The 14,273-nt window shown below is 63.3% G+C and carries 15 protein-coding genes and 1 riboswitch; of the genes, 12 read left to right on the forward strand and 3 right to left on the reverse strand.

What is annotated here, in order from left to right; all coding sequences use genetic code 11:
* Positions 1-16: 16 nt before the first annotated feature.
* From cobW to O7A70_RS18535, 3 genes are all read right to left on the reverse strand, one after another.
* A complete protein-coding gene (gene cobW, locus O7A70_RS18525; RefSeq protein WP_337141681.1) occupies positions 17-1,054 on the reverse strand; it encodes a cobalamin biosynthesis protein CobW in 1,038 nt (345 codons plus the stop codon).
* Positions 1,051-1,485, reverse strand: coding sequence for a DUF1636 family protein (locus O7A70_RS18530; RefSeq protein WP_337141682.1), 435 nt, complete (start codon positions 1,483-1,485; stop codon positions 1,051-1,053). The genes cobW and O7A70_RS18530 overlap by 4 nt, the downstream gene beginning before the upstream one ends.
* 38 nt (positions 1,486-1,523) lie before the next feature.
* Positions 1,524-1,731: riboswitch (cobalamin riboswitch) on the reverse strand.
* A 29-nt stretch (positions 1,732-1,760) separates the two neighbouring features.
* A complete protein-coding gene (locus tag O7A70_RS18535) occupies positions 1,761-2,960 on the reverse strand; it encodes a winged helix-turn-helix domain-containing protein (protein ID WP_337141683.1) in 1,200 nt (399 codons plus the stop codon).
* A 335-nt stretch (positions 2,961-3,295) separates the two neighbouring features.
* Here O7A70_RS18535 and O7A70_RS18540 point away from each other — a divergent pair, with 335 nt between their 5' ends.
* The 12 genes from O7A70_RS18540 to nuoK all read left to right on the forward strand — a co-directional run bounded on the left by O7A70_RS18540 (position 3,296) and on the right by nuoK (position 14,272).
* Positions 3,296-3,661 (forward strand): NADH-quinone oxidoreductase subunit A, encoded by a 366-nt coding sequence (locus O7A70_RS18540; protein ID WP_010910112.1) that lies wholly within the window; start codon positions 3,296-3,298, stop codon positions 3,659-3,661.
* Entirely contained in the window at positions 3,652-4,233 is a 582-nt protein-coding gene (locus O7A70_RS18545) for a NuoB/complex I 20 kDa subunit family protein (protein WP_027145296.1), read from the forward strand. Before O7A70_RS18540 ends, O7A70_RS18545 begins: the two co-directional genes overlap by 10 nt.
* 4 nt (positions 4,234-4,237) lie before the next feature.
* The gene (locus tag O7A70_RS18550; protein ID WP_027145295.1) at positions 4,238-4,840 is read left to right on the forward strand and encodes an NADH-quinone oxidoreductase subunit C; all 603 of its coding nucleotides are present in this window, start codon (positions 4,238-4,240) and stop codon (positions 4,838-4,840) included.
* On the forward strand, positions 4,841-6,031 hold the full coding sequence (locus O7A70_RS18555; RefSeq protein WP_027145294.1) for an NADH-quinone oxidoreductase subunit D: 1,191 nt from the start codon (positions 4,841-4,843) through the stop codon (positions 6,029-6,031).
* Positions 6,032-7,324, forward strand: a complete 1,293-nt coding sequence (locus O7A70_RS18560) for an NADH-quinone oxidoreductase subunit E (RefSeq protein WP_337141684.1) — start codon at positions 6,032-6,034, stop codon at positions 7,322-7,324.
* A gap of 10 nt (positions 7,325-7,334) precedes the next feature.
* A complete protein-coding gene (gene nuoF, locus O7A70_RS18565; RefSeq protein WP_015317342.1) occupies positions 7,335-8,639 on the forward strand; it encodes an NADH-quinone oxidoreductase subunit NuoF in 1,305 nt (434 codons plus the stop codon).
* A 66-nt stretch (positions 8,640-8,705) separates the two neighbouring features.
* Positions 8,706-9,404, forward strand: coding sequence for an NADH-ubiquinone dehydrogenase (locus O7A70_RS18570; RefSeq protein ID WP_337141685.1), 699 nt, complete (start codon positions 8,706-8,708; stop codon positions 9,402-9,404).
* Positions 9,405-9,477: 73 nt separating this feature from the next.
* Positions 9,478-11,559, forward strand: coding sequence for an NADH-quinone oxidoreductase subunit NuoG (gene nuoG / locus O7A70_RS18575; protein ID WP_337141686.1), 2,082 nt, complete (start codon positions 9,478-9,480; stop codon positions 11,557-11,559).
* 2 nt (positions 11,560-11,561) lie between these two features.
* Positions 11,562-12,605 carry an NADH-quinone oxidoreductase subunit NuoH gene (gene nuoH / locus O7A70_RS18580; RefSeq protein ID WP_023763315.1) on the forward strand — a complete coding sequence of 348 codons (1,044 nt, stop codon included), beginning with the start codon at positions 11,562-11,564 and terminating at the stop codon, positions 12,603-12,605.
* Entirely contained in the window at positions 12,605-13,096 is a 492-nt protein-coding gene (gene nuoI / locus O7A70_RS18585; RefSeq protein WP_027025978.1) for an NADH-quinone oxidoreductase subunit NuoI, read from the forward strand. Before nuoH ends, nuoI begins: the two co-directional genes overlap by 1 nt.
* A 245-nt stretch (positions 13,097-13,341) precedes the next feature.
* Entirely contained in the window at positions 13,342-13,962 is a 621-nt protein-coding gene (locus O7A70_RS18590) for an NADH-quinone oxidoreductase subunit J (RefSeq protein ID WP_027145289.1), read from the forward strand.
* Position 13,963: 1 nt separating this feature from the next.
* The gene (nuoK, locus tag O7A70_RS18595; RefSeq protein WP_027145288.1) at positions 13,964-14,272 is read left to right on the forward strand and encodes an NADH-quinone oxidoreductase subunit NuoK; all 309 of its coding nucleotides are present in this window, start codon (positions 13,964-13,966) and stop codon (positions 14,270-14,272) included.
* Position 14,273: the final 1 nt, after the last annotated feature.

Consider the following 14,273-nt stretch of genomic DNA (forward strand, 5'->3'; position numbering starts at 1 on the left):
CGGCCCGTGCCTGAAATCAGCCGGCGAGGATACGTTCGATCGCCGGACGGTTCAGCCCCTTGAGGCCGATGACTACGAGGCGCGAGCGGCGGTCGTCCCCGGCGGTCCAGGCGCGGTCGTAGTAATGATTGACGCGCGGGCCGACGGCCTGCAGCAGGAGCCGCATCGGCTTGCCACCGACCTCGACGAAGCCTTTCACCCGCAGCACGTTTTCCTGTTCGGCGGCGGCGGCGACGCGTTTTGCCAGTTCGTCCGGATTGGCGATCGAGGGGATGTCGACGATGAACGTGTCGAAGTCGTCATGTTCGTGGTCGAATGCGCCGTCATGATGGGATTTGCGATTCTCGATGTCGTCCTCGACGGCGAGACCAAGCCCGAGCAGCACCGAGGGATCGACCTTGCCGTGAGACGTCGGCACGATCTTCACGGCGCGTGCGGAGTGTTCGTTGACGATGGCGTTGGCGCGGGCCGAACCGGCGGCGTCCATCAGGTCGCTCTTCGACAGGATGATCAGATCGGCGCAGGCGATCTGGTCCTCGAACACCTCCTCGACCGGATCATCATGGTCGAGGCTTTCATCCCCGGCGCGCTGCGCCTGCAGGGCGTCCATGTCGTTGGCGACGCGACCTTCGGCAAGTGCGGGACCATCGACCACGGCGATGACGCCATCGACGGTCACCCGGCTCTTCACTGTCGGCCACTGAAAAGCCTGGACCAGCGGTTTGGGCAAAGCGAGGCCCGAGGTTTCGATCAGGATATGGTCGACCTTCGGCGTCAGCGACAGGATCTGGTCGAGCGCCGGCACGAAATCGTCGGCGACGGTGCAGCAGATGCAGCCATTGGCCAGCTCGACGATGTTTTCCTCAGGGCAGGTGTCGATGCCGCAGCCCTTGAGGATTTCGCCGTCGATGCCGATGTCACCGAACTCGTTGACAATGATCGCGATACGCTTGCCGCCGGCGTTTTCCAGGAGATGGCGGACAAGAGTCGTCTTGCCGGCGCCGAGGAAGCCGGTGACGACGGTGCAGGGAACGCGGGAAACGGATGCGGTCATATCAAGTCTTTCAGCATGTCGAGGGGAGGGATGCGGGCAACGAGGCCGCGCTTGAGGCTGTCGGGCCGGCCCCGCCAGGGAATGAGGCCGTCGCTGGAGGTGGCGAAGAGTTTCGCGCCGGTGACGAGATCGGCGCCGCTGGTCGTGGTCAGATCGCCGAAGACATAGCTCCAGCAGCCGTCACGCAGGATCGCGGCGCTCAGTCGGCGTTTGCAATTGCCGAGGCATTCGACGGTGCGGATGCGGATGGTGTCGCCCGAGGCGGCTTGGCGCGTATCTTCGGCCAAAAGTTCGCCGGCCCGGGGATGGGCGTCGGAGCCGGTCTCGTCGCGACAGGAGGCGCAGACGATGACAGTGATGCCGGCCAGGGAATCATCCTCGCCGGACGAAATGTCCGTTGTTTCAGCCGAAAAACTGCTGTCGCGATCCAAATCAGGCTCCTTGCCCGGAAAACCCGCCGGGCGATCGGATACTTGCATTCCAGACGGCAGGTCTCCTGGCTCGCGGGTCATCGCCTTGGGTAGCCGCCTTCCCGGGACAATCCCAGTGGCTTTCGGCCTTGGCTCTTCGCTCACAGTTGCGGGGACAGCCGCGGATTTGGGATTTTTCAATCCCGCACCGCATTCCCTCTTGGCTCCTCCCTTTGCCGAGAGGAGACCGTCTGGATCCGATTTAGGCTCTTGCGGGCAGCGGTGTCAACGCGAGCTTACGACACCGCGGTGTCGGACAGCGCCGGGCCCAGATCGCCGGCAGGCGTCACTTCGATGCGTTCGAGGCCAAGCCAGCCCTGCATCTGCTTCAATTCCTCGAAGAGCTGAGCGGCGGTTCCGGGCGATGCGCCGGGCTCGGCGTAAGCAGCATGGACACGCAGTACACTTGCCGGTCGGTCTGCCTTGAGGTCGACGCGCGCCACGATCCTGTCGCCGAGCAGGAAGGGCAGGACGTAATAGCCGTATTGGCGCTTGTCGGCCGGGGTGTAGATCTCGATCCGGTAGTGAAAATTGAACAGCCGCTCTGAGCGCGAGCGCTCGAAGACAACGGGGTCGAACGGCGCCAGCAGGGCGCGGGCCTCGATCTTGCGTGGCAAACGCGCGTCCCTATAGAGGTAAGCCGGCTTGTCCCAGCCCTCGACGCGGACCGGCAGCAACTCGCCGAGTTCGACCAGTTCCTCCAGCCGGCCTTTCATGTCGGCGGGGGAGAGTCGAAAATAGTCGCGCAGGTCGCCCGATGTCGCGATGCCGTGGGCGCGGGCGGAGATGCGCAGCAATTCACGATGCGCGTCTTCAGTTGCGGGCACCGGCGTATCGAGGATCGCCTGCGGCAGCACCCGCTCTGGCAGGTCGTAGAAGCGCTCGAAGCCGCGCCGGTGCGCCGTGGTGATGCGCCCGGCCCAGAACAGCCACTCGAAGGCGTGCTTGGCGTGGCTCCAGCCCCACCAGCCGCCGGAGCCTTTCTGGCCCTCCAGCGCGGAAGCGGCGACCGGGCCGCGTGCGACGACCTCGCGGTAGATCTCTTCTATGTAGGCGGCGTGCTCGCGGCCCCATTTGGCCAGCCCCAGATACATTTCATCGCCTTGCTCGGCGCGCCGCATGCGCCAGCGCATCAGCGGGTAGGTCTCGACCGGCAGGAACGAGGCCTCATGTGCCCAGTATTCGAAGACCGAGCGCTTGCGGGTCACGGCGGCGTTGTCGAGCAAAGCGAGGGGATAGGGACCAAGACGCGAATAGAGCGGCATGTAATGGGCGCGAACCACCGCACTGACGGAATCGATCTGCAGCAGGCCGGTGCGGGACAGAACGCGGGCGAAGTGGCGGCGGTCGGGCGTACCGGCGGGGCGGGGATCGAGAAACCCCTGAGCGGCGAGCGCGATACGCCGGGCGGCGGCAAGCGAGATCTTTTCCTTCATGCGGATGCGTCCCTGATGGACCTGTCTGGCGTCGTTGCGAGGCGTGATTCCAGCCCATGCTAGCAGGGTTTTGGCGGCAACCCTGTCAGGAGAGAAAAGTGGAGTAAATGGCGAAGGAAATCAAACAGGAGCGTATGGGACCAGTTTCTCCCGGATTGCCGTCCAGCTCGGTGTTTTGAACAAGGTTTGACTTGCTTCGCTGGAAGTGCTGCGCTAACCCTCGCCGCGTTGCAGCATAGGCTCCTTAAAACGGTTCAGCGGTTAAACTGTCACGCTTCCGCATTAAGGTCCGGTGCTGTAATCAACGTGGATTGGCGCCAACGGAAAGCCGCTGCATGAACGCACTCCTCAGTTCGTACCTGCCCATCGTCCTGTTTATCGGCGTGGCGCTGGTGGTCGGTCTGGCGCTGCTGGCCGCGCCCTTCCTGGTAGCCTACCGCAACCCGGATCCCGAGAAGCTGTCCGCCTATGAATGCGGATTCAACTCGTTCGACGATGCCCGCATGAAATTCGACATCCGCTTCTACCTGGTGTCGATCCTGTTCATCATCTTCGACCTGGAAGTAGCCTTCCTCTTCCCCTGGGCGGTGTCCTTCTCGAAGATTGGCATGCTCGGTTTCTGGTCAATGATGGTGTTTTTGGCAGTGCTGACCATCGGCTTTGCCTATGAATGGAAAAAAGGAGCGCTGGAATGGGATTGAACGACAGTTCAGGCACCCTCGTCGCGCCGAAGCCCAAGGGTATCATCGATCCCAACACCGGCAAGCCGGTGGGGGAGGACGATCCCTTCTTCCTCGAAATCAACAACGAGCTTGCCGACAAGGGTTTTCTGGTCACCTCGACCGAGGCGCTGATCACCTGGGCGCGCAGCGGTTCGCTGATGTTCATGACCTTCGGTCTGGCGTGCTGCGCGGTCGAGATGATCCACACCTCGATGCCGCGCTACGATTCGGAGCGCTTCGGTGTCGCGCCGCGCGCGTCTCCGCGCCAGTCAGACATCATGATCGTGGCCGGCACGTTGACCAACAAGATGGCGCCGGCGTTGCGCAAGGTCTACGACCAGATGCCGGAGCCGCGCTACGTCATCTCGATGGGCTCCTGCGCCAATGGCGGCGGCTACTACCACTATTCCTATTCGGTGGTGCGCGGCTGCGACCGGGTCGTGCCGGTCGACATCTATGTGCCCGGCTGCCCGCCGAGCGCCGAAGCCCTGCTCTACGGCATTCTTCTGCTGCAGAAGAAGATCCGCCGCACCGGCACGATCGAACGGTAAATCCATGGCCGCATCCCTTAGCGAACTGTCGACCTATCTCGGCGAGAAGCTGATCGGCCGCGTCAATGACGCGGTGCTCGCCTATGGCGAGCTCTCCATCAATGTCGAGCCGCGCGACCTGGTCGAAGTGATGACCTTCCTGCGCGACGATGCGCGCTGCCAGTTCATCTCGATCATCGATGTCTGCGGTGCCGACTATCCGTCGCGAGCCAAGCGCTTCGACGTCGTCTACCATCTGCTGTCGCCGAAACAGAATGTCCGCATCCGGGTCAAGGTGCAGGCCGACGAAGAGACGATGGTGCCGTCGATCACCGGCGTTTATCCCGGCGCCGACTGGTTCGAGCGCGAGACCTACGATCTCTATGGCGTGCTGTTTTCGGGCCACCCGGACCTGCGCCGCCTGCTGACCGATTACGGGTTCGAAGGCCATCCGCTGCGCAAGGATTTCCCGCTGACCGGTTTCGTCGAAGTGCGCTACGACGACGAAGCCAAGCGCGTCATCTACGAGCCTGTGGAATTGAAGCAGGAATTCCGCAATTTCGATTTTCTTTCCCCTTGGGAAGGCACGGATTACGTGCTGCCCGGGGATGAGAAGGCAAAGCAGTAAATGGCTGAAACCTCCGTCCGCAACTTCAATATCAATTTCGGTCCGCAGCATCCTGCCGCGCATGGCGTTTTGCGCCTCGTGTTGGAGCTTGACGGCGAAGTCGTCGATCGCGTCGATCCGCATATCGGCCTGCTGCATCGTGGTACGGAAAAGCTGATCGAGGCCAAGACCTATCTGCAGGCGGTGCCTTATCTCGACCGGCTCGACTATTGCGCCCCGATGAACCAGGAGCATGCCTTCGCGCTCGCCGCCGAGCGCCTGCTCGGCATCGAGGTGCCGAGGCGCGGCCAACTGATCCGCGTGCTCTATTGCGAAATCGGCCGCATCATGTCGCACATCCTCAATGTGACGACGCAGGCGATGGACGTCGGTGCGCTGACGCCGCCGCTGTGGGGTTTCGTCGAGCGCGAAAAGCTGATGGTGTTTTATGAGCGGGCCTCCGGCTCGCGCATGCATGCGGCCTATTTCCGTCCCGGCGGCGTCCACCAGGACCTGCCGCGCCAACTGGTCGAGGACATCGGCAAGTGGATCGACCCGTTCCTGAAATCGCTCGACGATCTCGACAAGCTGCTCACCGGCAACCGCATCTTCAAGCAGCGCAATGTCGATATCGGCATCGTTTCGCTGGCCGACGCCTGGGCCTGGGGCTTTTCGGGCGTCATGGTGCGCGGCTCGGGTTCGCCTTGGGACCTGCGCAAGTCGCAGCCCTATGAATGCTATTCGGAAATGGATTTCGACATCCCGATCGGCAAGAACGGCGACTGCTTCGACCGTTATCTCCTGCGCATGGAAGAAATGCGCCAGTCGGCGCGGATCATGCGCCAATGCGTCGACCTGCTGCTCGGCAAGGAGAGCACCGGTCCGGTGTCGAACCTCGACGGCAAGGTGGTGCCGCCCAAGCGCGCGGCGATGAAGCGCTCGATGGAAGCGCTGATCCATCACTTCAAGCTCTACACCGAAGGCTATCGCGTGCCGGCCGGCGAGGTCTATGCGGCGGTCGAGGCGCCGAAGGGCGAGTTCGGCGTCTATCTGGTCTCCGACGGTACCAACAAGCCCTACCGCTGCAAGCTGCGCGCACCTGGTTTCGCGCATCTGCAAGCCATGGATTTCCTCTGCCGCGGCCACCTGCTGGCCGACGTCACCGCCGTTCTTGGCTCCCTCGACATCGTGTTTGGTGAGGTCGATCGCTAAATGTCAGTCCGCCGTCTCGCAGAAGCCAGCGTCCAGCCAGCCTCCTTCGCCTTCAACCGGGCGAACGCGGCGGCTGCCAAGCAATGGATCAAGAAGTATCCCAAGGGCCGCGAGCAGTCGGCGATCATTCCGCTTTTGATGCTGGCGCAGGAGCAGGAAGGCTGGGTCACCAAGGCGGCGATCGAGACCATCTCCGACATGCTCGACATGCCCCGTATTCGCGGGCTCGAGGTCGCGACCTTCTACACGCAGTATCAGTTGAATCCCGTTGGTACCCGCGCGCACATCCAGGTTTGCGGCACCACGCCGTGCATGCTGCGCGGCTCGGAAGCGCTGATGGATGTGTGCCGCTCGAAAATCCACCACGACCAGTTCCACACCAATGACAAGGGCACCTTGTCGTGGGAGGAGGTGGAGTGCCTCGGCGCCTGCGTCAACGCGCCGATGGTCATGGTGTTCAAGGACACGTTCGAGGATCTGACACCCGAGCGCCTGGCCGAAATCATCGATCTCTATGATGCCGGCAAGGGGGCCTCGGTGGCGCCCGGGCCGCAGAATGGCCGTACAGGCTCGGAGCCGGCCTCCGGTTTGACGACGCTGAAGAGCGAAAAGGCGATCCTCAAGTCGACCCGTGACCGGGAGGCCCGGGAAGCAGCCAAGGCCGCCAAGGCAGCACCCGGCGCGATCATCGCGGCGCCGGTGCCGCCACCGGCGGCTGGTGCTCCTGCCGCCCCTGTCGCGCCGTCCAATGCCAGCAAGCCGAAGACCGACGCGCCTGAGACCAGCCCGGCGTTGAAGACGCCTTCAAAGGCCAAGGTGGCGCCGGCGACGGAGAAGGCGGCGAGCGTTTCTGCGCCGCTGCATTCGGCCGCCAATGCCAACAAAGCGGCGCCGGAAGTGGAGAAGGTCTCCAAGCAGCGCAGTGGACCGACGGTCAGGGCCGAACCGGCATCGGCCTTCAAGGCGCCGGAAGCCAAGGTGCCAGCCGCAAAGCCGGCAAAACCATCTCTGGAGGACAAGAACCGTCCGGCCGGTATCGACAGGCCGGCCGCGGTCGACGATCTCAAGCTGATCTCCGGCGTCGGCCCGAAGATCGAGGGTATCCTGCATTCGCTTGGCATCTTCACCTTCGCGCAGGTCGCGTCGTGGAAAAAGGCCGAACGAGAGTGGGTCGACGGCTACCTCTCCTTCCAGGGCCGCATCGACCGCGACGACTGGGTCCGCCAAGCCAAGGCGCTCGCCAAGGGCGGCGTCGCCGAATACATCCGCGTCTTCGGCAAGAAGCCGGTCTGAGGGACGAAAAATGCTTCAGGACAAAGACCGCATCTTCACCAATATCTACGGCCTCTTCGACAAGTCGCTGGCCGGTGCCATGGCGCGCGGCGCCTGGGACAACACGCCCGGCATCGTCGCCAAGGGGCGTGAGTGGATCGTCAACGAGATGAAGGCGTCGGGCCTGCGCGGACGCGGCGGGGCCGGCTTTCCGACCGGGCTGAAATGGTCGTTCATGCCCAAGCAGAGCGACGGCCGGCCGAGCTATCTCGTCATCAACGCCGACGAATCCGAGCCCGGCACCTGCAAGGACCGCGATATCCTGCGCAACGACCCGCACACGCTGGTCGAAGGCGCGTTCCTGGCCGGCTTCGCCATGGGCGCGATTGCCGCCTACATCTATGTACGCGGCGAATTCATCCGCGAGCGCGAGGCGCTCCAGCGGGCGATCGAGGAGGCCTACGAGGCCAAGCTGATCGGCAAGAACAATACCTCGGGCTACGATTTCGAAATCTATATGCATCACGGCGCCGGCGCCTATATCTGCGGCGAGGAAACGGCGCTGCTGGAAAGCCTCGAAGGCAAGAAGGGCCAGCCCCGGCTGAAGCCGCCATTCCCGGCCAATGTCGGCCTTTATGGTTGCCCCACGACGGTCAACAATGTGGAATCGATCGCGGTGGCGCCGACCATCCTGCGCCGCGGGGCTGCGTGGTTCTCGTCCTTCGGCCGGCCCAACAATGTCGGTACCAAGCTGTTCTGCGTCTCCGGCCACGTCAACAATCCGTGCACCGTCGAAGAAGCGATGTCGATCCCGTTCCGCGAACTGATCGAGACGCATTGCGGCGGCATCCGCGGCGGCTGGGACAATCTGCTCGCGGTCATTCCGGGCGGCGCCTCGGTGCCGCTGGTGCCGGCGGAGCAGATCATCGACACGCCGATGGATTTCGACGCGTTGCGCGATCTCAAATCCGGCCTCGGCACGGCGGCCGTCATCGTCATGGACAAGTCGACCGATGTCGTGAAGGCGATCGCGCGGCTTTCCTACTTCTACAAGCATGAAAGCTGCGGCCAGTGTACGCCGTGCCGCGAAGGCACCGGCTGGATGTGGCGGGTGATGGAGCGGCTGGTGCGCGGCGAGGCGCAGAAGCGCGAGATCGACATGCTGCTCGACGTCACCAAGCAGGTCGAGGGCCACACGATCTGCGCGCTGGGCGATGCCGCGGCATGGCCGATCCAGGGTCTGATGCGGCATTTCCGCGGCGAGGTGGAGCGGCGCATCGACGAATTTTCGCGCAACGCGCACCGGGCCGAACCGGTGATGGTGGCGGCGGAATAAAAAGAAACTTTTGAACTCGGGAAGAAAACGGGGCGGGACGAACGAAGAATCGACCAGGAGAACTCTATGGCGCCGTATTCGACACCCTACCCATTGATGCCCAATTTGGACCAGATCGAGAAGATGAACCAAGACCTGACCAGGATGCTGCCGAAGGAGATGGCCAACGCCGTCAACCTTTTCGCGCACCCTGTCGCGGGTGCGGTGGCGATGTCGGCGCTTGGCATGGGGCTCGCCAATCATGCGTTCGGCGTCTGGATGGGCGCGCTTTCGGGAGCCGCCGAGGCGTCACAGCGCCTCATGCAACCGCTGATCGAGGATTTCGAGGCACGCGTCGAGCAATTCGAGGACGCGAACTCGTCGTCCACCAGGGCGCGGGCGACGGCGAAGACCATGATTGCCGAGGCGCAGTCCTTCGCCCAGGAAGTCACCGATATCGCAGCCAGGGAGGACGCCATCATCGCGCCGACCGCAAGTGCCGCTCCGGCAACAAGCGAGGCCGCGGATGATGTGCTGCTGCCCGAGGATTTCCGCCAGCCCAAGGCCATGGCGAAGCCGGCGAAACCATCGGACCTCAAGGCGATATCGGGCATCGGTCCGAAGCTGGAAAAAGTGCTGAACGGTCTCGGTATCTGGACGTTCGCCCAGATCGCCGCATGGTCGCCGCAAGAGATCGCCTGGGTCGACGATTATCTGTCGTTCAACGGCCGTATCGGCCGCGACGGCTGGACTGCCCAGGCCGCGGCGCTGGCCGCCAAGAAGTAAACGGAATGTCGGGCGCTGCTTCTGTCGCGCCCGGGAAATGAGATTGCGGGAAATCCGCAGGGGTTTGAGACGAATGGCAAAGCTCAAGGTCGACGGGAAAGAAATCACTGTACCCGACCATTACACGCTGCTGCAGGCGGCCGAGGACGCGGGCGCGGAAGTGCCGCGCTTCTGCTTCCACGAGCGGCTGTCGATCGCCGGCAATTGCCGCATGTGCCTGATCGAGGTGAAGGGCGGGCCGCCCAAGCCGCAGGCCTCCTGCGCCATGGGCGTGCGCGACCTGCGCCCCGGTCCGAACGGCGAGCCGCCGGAAATCTTCACCAACACGCCCATGGTCAAGAAGGCCCGGGAAGGCGTGATGGAATTCCTGCTGATCAACCACCCGCTGGATTGCCCGATCTGCGACCAGGGCGGCGAGTGCGACCTGCAGGACCAGGCGATGGCCTTCGGCGTCGATTCCTCGCGCTACCACGAGAACAAGCGCGCGGTGGAAGACAAGTATATCGGCCCGCTGGTCAAGACGGTGATGAACCGCTGCATCCACTGCACGCGTTGCGTCCGCTTCACCACCGAGGTAGCCGGCATTTCCGAACTTGGCCTGATCGGCCGCGGCGAGGATGCCGAGATCACTACCTATCTCGAGCAGGCAATGACCTCGGAACTGCAGGGCAATGTCATCGATCTCTGCCCGGTCGGCGCGCTGACCTCGAAGCCTTTCGCCTTCCAGGCGCGGCCGTGGGAGCTGACCAAGACCGAATCCATCGACGTCATGGATGCCGTCGGCTCGGCGATCCGCGTCGATAGCCGTGGGCGCGAAGTGATGCGCATCCTGCCGCGCGTCAACGAGGCCGTGAACGAGGAATGGATTTCCGACAAGACCCGCTTCATTTGGGACGGCCTGCGCACGCAGCGCCTCGACCGCCCCTATGTGCGCAAGGACGGCAAGCTGGTTCCGGCGAGCTGGGCCGAAGCGTTCGCATCGATCAAGGACGTGGTGTCAAAGACGACGCCTGAGAAGATCGGCGCGATCGCGGGCGATCTAGCCGCGGTCGAGGAAATCTTTGCGCTGAAGCTTTTGATGGCTTCGCTCGGTTCGAAGAACATCGATTGCCGCCAGGATGGCGCCGCGCTCGATCCGGCGCTCGGACGCGCCAGCTATATCTTCAACCCGACCATCGAAGGCATTGAGCAGGCCGATGCGGTGCTGATCGTCGGCGCCAATCCGCGCTTCGAGGCTTCGGTGCTCAATGCCCGCATCCGCAAGCGCTGGCGTCTCGGCAATCTGCCGGTCGGCGTCATCGGCGATGTCGGCGATACGCGCTATGACTACGAACAGCTGGGTGCCGGGCCGGACTCGCTGAAGGATCTGGCGGATGGCAACGGCAAGTTCTTCCAGACGCTGAAGAAGGCGACGCACCCCCTGATCATCGTCGGCCAGGGCGCCCTGGCGCGCGCCGATGGCGCGGCCGTGCTCGGCCAGGCGGCCAGGCTCGCCGCTGCCGTCAATGCTGCCCGCGCCGACTGGAACGGCTTTGCCGTGCTGCACACTGCAGCGGCGCGCGTCGGAGGCCTCGACCTCGGCTTCGTACCCGGCGAGGGCGGCAAGAACGTTGCCGGCATGCTGGGCGAGACGGATGTGCTGTTCCTGCTCGGTGCCGACGAGATCGACATGAGCAAGACCGGCGGCGCCTTCGTCGTCTATGTCGGCACGCATGGCGACGCCGGCGCGCACCGCGCCAATGTCATCCTGCCGGCGGCGGCCTATACCGAAAAGTCCGGCACCTATGTCAACACGGAAGGGCGCGTGCAGCAGACCAACCGCGCCGGCTTCGCGCCGGGCGATGCGCGCGAGGATTGGGCGATATTGCGGGCGCTGTCCGACGTGCTGGGCAAGAAACTGCCGTTCGATTCGCTGCCGCAGCTGCGTGCCAAGCTTTATGGCGAATACCCACATCTCGCCCGCATCGACCAGGTCGCGGCTGGTAATGCCGAAGACATCGCCAGGGTCGCGAAGCTTGGCGGACGGCTGAACAAGGGCACCTTCACCTCGCCGGTCAAGGATTTCTATCTGACCAACCCGATCGCGCGGGCATCGGCCGTGATGGCGGAATGCTCGGCACTGGCCAAGAGCGGCTTCAAGCAGGCGGCGGAATAAGCATGGACACCTTCTTCTCCTTCTACGTGCTGCCGGCGCTGCTGATCCTTCTGAAGTCAGTCGTGCTGATCGTCGTGCTGCTGATCTTCGTCGCCTACATCCTCTACGCCGACCGCAAGATCTGGGCGGCCGTGCAGTTGCGCCGTGGCCCGAACGTCGTCGGCCCCTGGGGCACGCTGCAGGCCTTCGCCGATCTGTTGAAGTTCGTCTTCAAGGAACCGGTCATTCCGTCCGGCGCCAATAAGGGCGTCTTCCTGCTGGCGCCGCTGGTCTCCGCCGTGCTGGCGATCTCGGCCTGGGCGGTCATTCCGGTCAGCCAGGGTTGGGCGATCGCCAACGTCAATGTCGGCATCCTTTATGTCTTCGCCATCTCCTCGCTGGAGGTCTATGGCGTGATCATGGGCGGCTGGGCGTCCAACTCGAAATATCCGTTCCTCGGCGCGCTGCGCTCGGCCGCGCAGATGGTGTCCTATGAAGTCTCGATCGGCTTCGTCATCGTCACCGTGCTGCTCACCGCCGGCTCGCTCAACCTCAGCGATATCGTGCTGTCGCAGCAGGGTGGGCTCGGTACGCGGCTTGGCCTGCCCAACACGTTCCTCGACTGGAACTGGCTGGCGCTGTTCCCGATGTTCATCATCTTCTTCATCTCGGCGCTGGCCGAGACGAACCGTCCGCCCTTCGATCTGGTCGAAGCCGAATCGGAGCTGGTCGCCGGCCACATGGTCGAATATTCGTCGACGCCGTTCCTGCTGTTCTTCCTCGGTGAATATGTCGCCATCGTGCTGATGTGCGCGCTGGCCACCATCCTGTTCCTCGGCGGCTGGCTGCCGCCCTTCGACTTCGCGCCTTTCACCTGGGTGCCCGGCGTGATCTGGTTCGTGCTGAAGGTTTGCTTCGTGTTCTTCGGCATCTCGATGGTGAAGGCCTTCGTGCCGCGCTACCGCTACGACCAGCTGATGCGGCTGGGCTGGAAAGTGTTCCTGCCGATCTCGCTGTTCATGGTCGTCGCCACGGCGGCCTTCCTCAAGATCACGGGGTTTGCGTGATGTCCGCTTTGTCTCAAGCCGCAAAATCGCTGCTGCTGCAGGATTTCGTCAGCGCCTTCTTCCTGTCGATGCGCCAGTTCTTCGCGCCGAAGGAGACGATCAACTATCCGCACGAGAAGGGGCCGATCAGCCCGCGCTTCCGGGGCGAGCATGCGCTGCGCCGCTATCCTAACGGCGAGGAACGCTGCATCGCCTGCAAGCTGTGCGAGGCGATCTGCCCGGCGCAGGCGATCACCATCGAGGCCGGCCCGCGCCGCAATGACGGCACGCGCCGCACGGTGCGTTACGACATCGACATGGTGAAGTGCATCTATTGCGGCTTCTGCCAGGAAGCCTGCCCGGTCGACGCCATCGTCGAGGGGCCGAATTTCGAATTCGCGACGGAGACGCGCGAAGAACTCTACTATGACAAGGACAGGCTGCTGGCGAATGGCGACCGGTGGGAGCGCGAACTGGCGCGCAACATCTCGCTGGATGCGCCCTATCGCTGACATTTGACGCATGGACGGGGCGAGGGGCCTCGTCTAGAGGATGATCTTGTCCGAAAAGTTGCGGACTTTTCGGACAAGATCATCCTCCGGAAGACAAAAGTGTCGCATGTTTCTTTCGATCGGGTATTTCAACCCGATCGGAACATGCGATAGGACAACGCGGCTTCGGTGCCGGAAGCGGTGCGAAGCCAGAGATAGCGAACAGGACGATTGTCCTGTTTCGACAGGAACCCGGGGGATCCCCAATGCTGAGTGGACTAGAGGCGGCCTTTTTCTACCTCTTCGCCTTTGTCGCGGTGGCATCGGCGTTCATGGTCATTTCGTCGCGCAACCCCGTGCATTCGGTGCTGTTCCTGATCCTGACCTTCTTCAACGCGGCCGGTCTGTTCATGCTGACCGGCGCCGAGTTCCTGGCGATGATCCTGCTCGTCGTCTATGTCGGCGCCGTCATGGTGCTGTTCCTGTTCGTCGTCATGATGCTCGACGTCGACTTCGCCGAGATGAAGGAAGGAGCCCTGCAATACGCGCCGATCGGTGCGATGGTCGGGCTGATCCTGGCGGCGGAGCTGATCGTCGTGCTGGGCGGCTACACCTTCGCGCCGAAGCTCGCCTCGACGGTCGCAAAGCCCATTCCGGATCTCGCCGCGCGCTCGAACACGGCAGCGCTCGGCGACATCCTCTATACCGACTACCTCTACTACTTCCAGATTTCGGGCCTCATCCTGCTGGTTGCCATGATCGGTGCCATCGTCCTGACGCTACGCCACAAGGAAGGGGTCAAGCGGCAGTCGATCGCAGCCCAGGTCGGCCGCACGCCGGCGACCGGCATGGAAATCCGCAAGGTCAAGTCGGGCGAAGGAGTCTGAGATGGTCGTCGGCATTGCACACTATCTGGCCGTATCGGCGATCCTGTTCACGCTCGGCGTGTTCGGCATCTTCCTCAACCGCCGCAACATCATCGTCATCCTGATGTCGATCGAATTGATCCTGCTCGCCGTCAATATCAACTTCGTCGCCTTTTCAGCGGCGCTCGGCGATCTGGTCGGCCAGGTGTTCGCGCTGTTCGTGCTGACGGTCGCGGCGGCTGAAGCCGCCATCGGACTTGCCATTCTCGTCGTCTTCTTCCGCAACCGCGGCTCGATCGCGGTCGAAGACGTGAACGCCATGAAGGGTTGAC

The organism is Mesorhizobium sp. Cs1299R1N1 (assembly GCF_037179655.1).
Taxonomy (GTDB): Bacteria; Pseudomonadota; Alphaproteobacteria; order Rhizobiales; family Rhizobiaceae; genus Mesorhizobium; species Mesorhizobium salmacidum.

Bases quoted from the DNA above. Each gene is read 5' to 3' on its own strand.
- cobW (WP_337141681.1), bottom strand. From the start codon at position 1,054: ATGACCGCATCCGTTTCCCGCGTTCCCTGCACCGTCGTCACCGGCTTC.
- O7A70_RS18550 (WP_027145295.1), top strand. From the start codon at position 4,238: ATGGCCGCATCCCTTAGCGAACTGTCGACCTATCTCGGCGAGAAGCTG.
- O7A70_RS18535 (WP_337141683.1), bottom strand. From the start codon at position 2,960: ATGAAGGAAAAGATCTCGCTTGCCGCCGCCCGGCGTATCGCGCTCGCC.
- nuoF (WP_015317342.1), top strand. From the start codon at position 7,335: ATGCTTCAGGACAAAGACCGCATCTTCACCAATATCTACGGCCTCTTC.
- O7A70_RS18560 (WP_337141684.1), top strand. From the start codon at position 6,032: ATGTCAGTCCGCCGTCTCGCAGAAGCCAGCGTCCAGCCAGCCTCCTTC.
- nuoI (WP_027025978.1), top strand. From the start codon at position 12,605: ATGTCCGCTTTGTCTCAAGCCGCAAAATCGCTGCTGCTGCAGGATTTC.
- nuoH (WP_023763315.1), top strand. From the start codon at position 11,562: ATGGACACCTTCTTCTCCTTCTACGTGCTGCCGGCGCTGCTGATCCTT.
- O7A70_RS18570 (WP_337141685.1), top strand. From the start codon at position 8,706: ATGGCGCCGTATTCGACACCCTACCCATTGATGCCCAATTTGGACCAG.
- O7A70_RS18590 (WP_027145289.1), top strand. From the start codon at position 13,342: ATGCTGAGTGGACTAGAGGCGGCCTTTTTCTACCTCTTCGCCTTTGTC.
- nuoG (WP_337141686.1), top strand. From the start codon at position 9,478: ATGGCAAAGCTCAAGGTCGACGGGAAAGAAATCACTGTACCCGACCAT.
- O7A70_RS18555 (WP_027145294.1), top strand. From the start codon at position 4,841: ATGGCTGAAACCTCCGTCCGCAACTTCAATATCAATTTCGGTCCGCAG.
- O7A70_RS18540 (WP_010910112.1), top strand. From the start codon at position 3,296: ATGAACGCACTCCTCAGTTCGTACCTGCCCATCGTCCTGTTTATCGGC.
- nuoK (WP_027145288.1), top strand. From the start codon at position 13,964: ATGGTCGTCGGCATTGCACACTATCTGGCCGTATCGGCGATCCTGTTC.
- O7A70_RS18545 (WP_027145296.1), top strand. From the start codon at position 3,652: ATGGGATTGAACGACAGTTCAGGCACCCTCGTCGCGCCGAAGCCCAAG.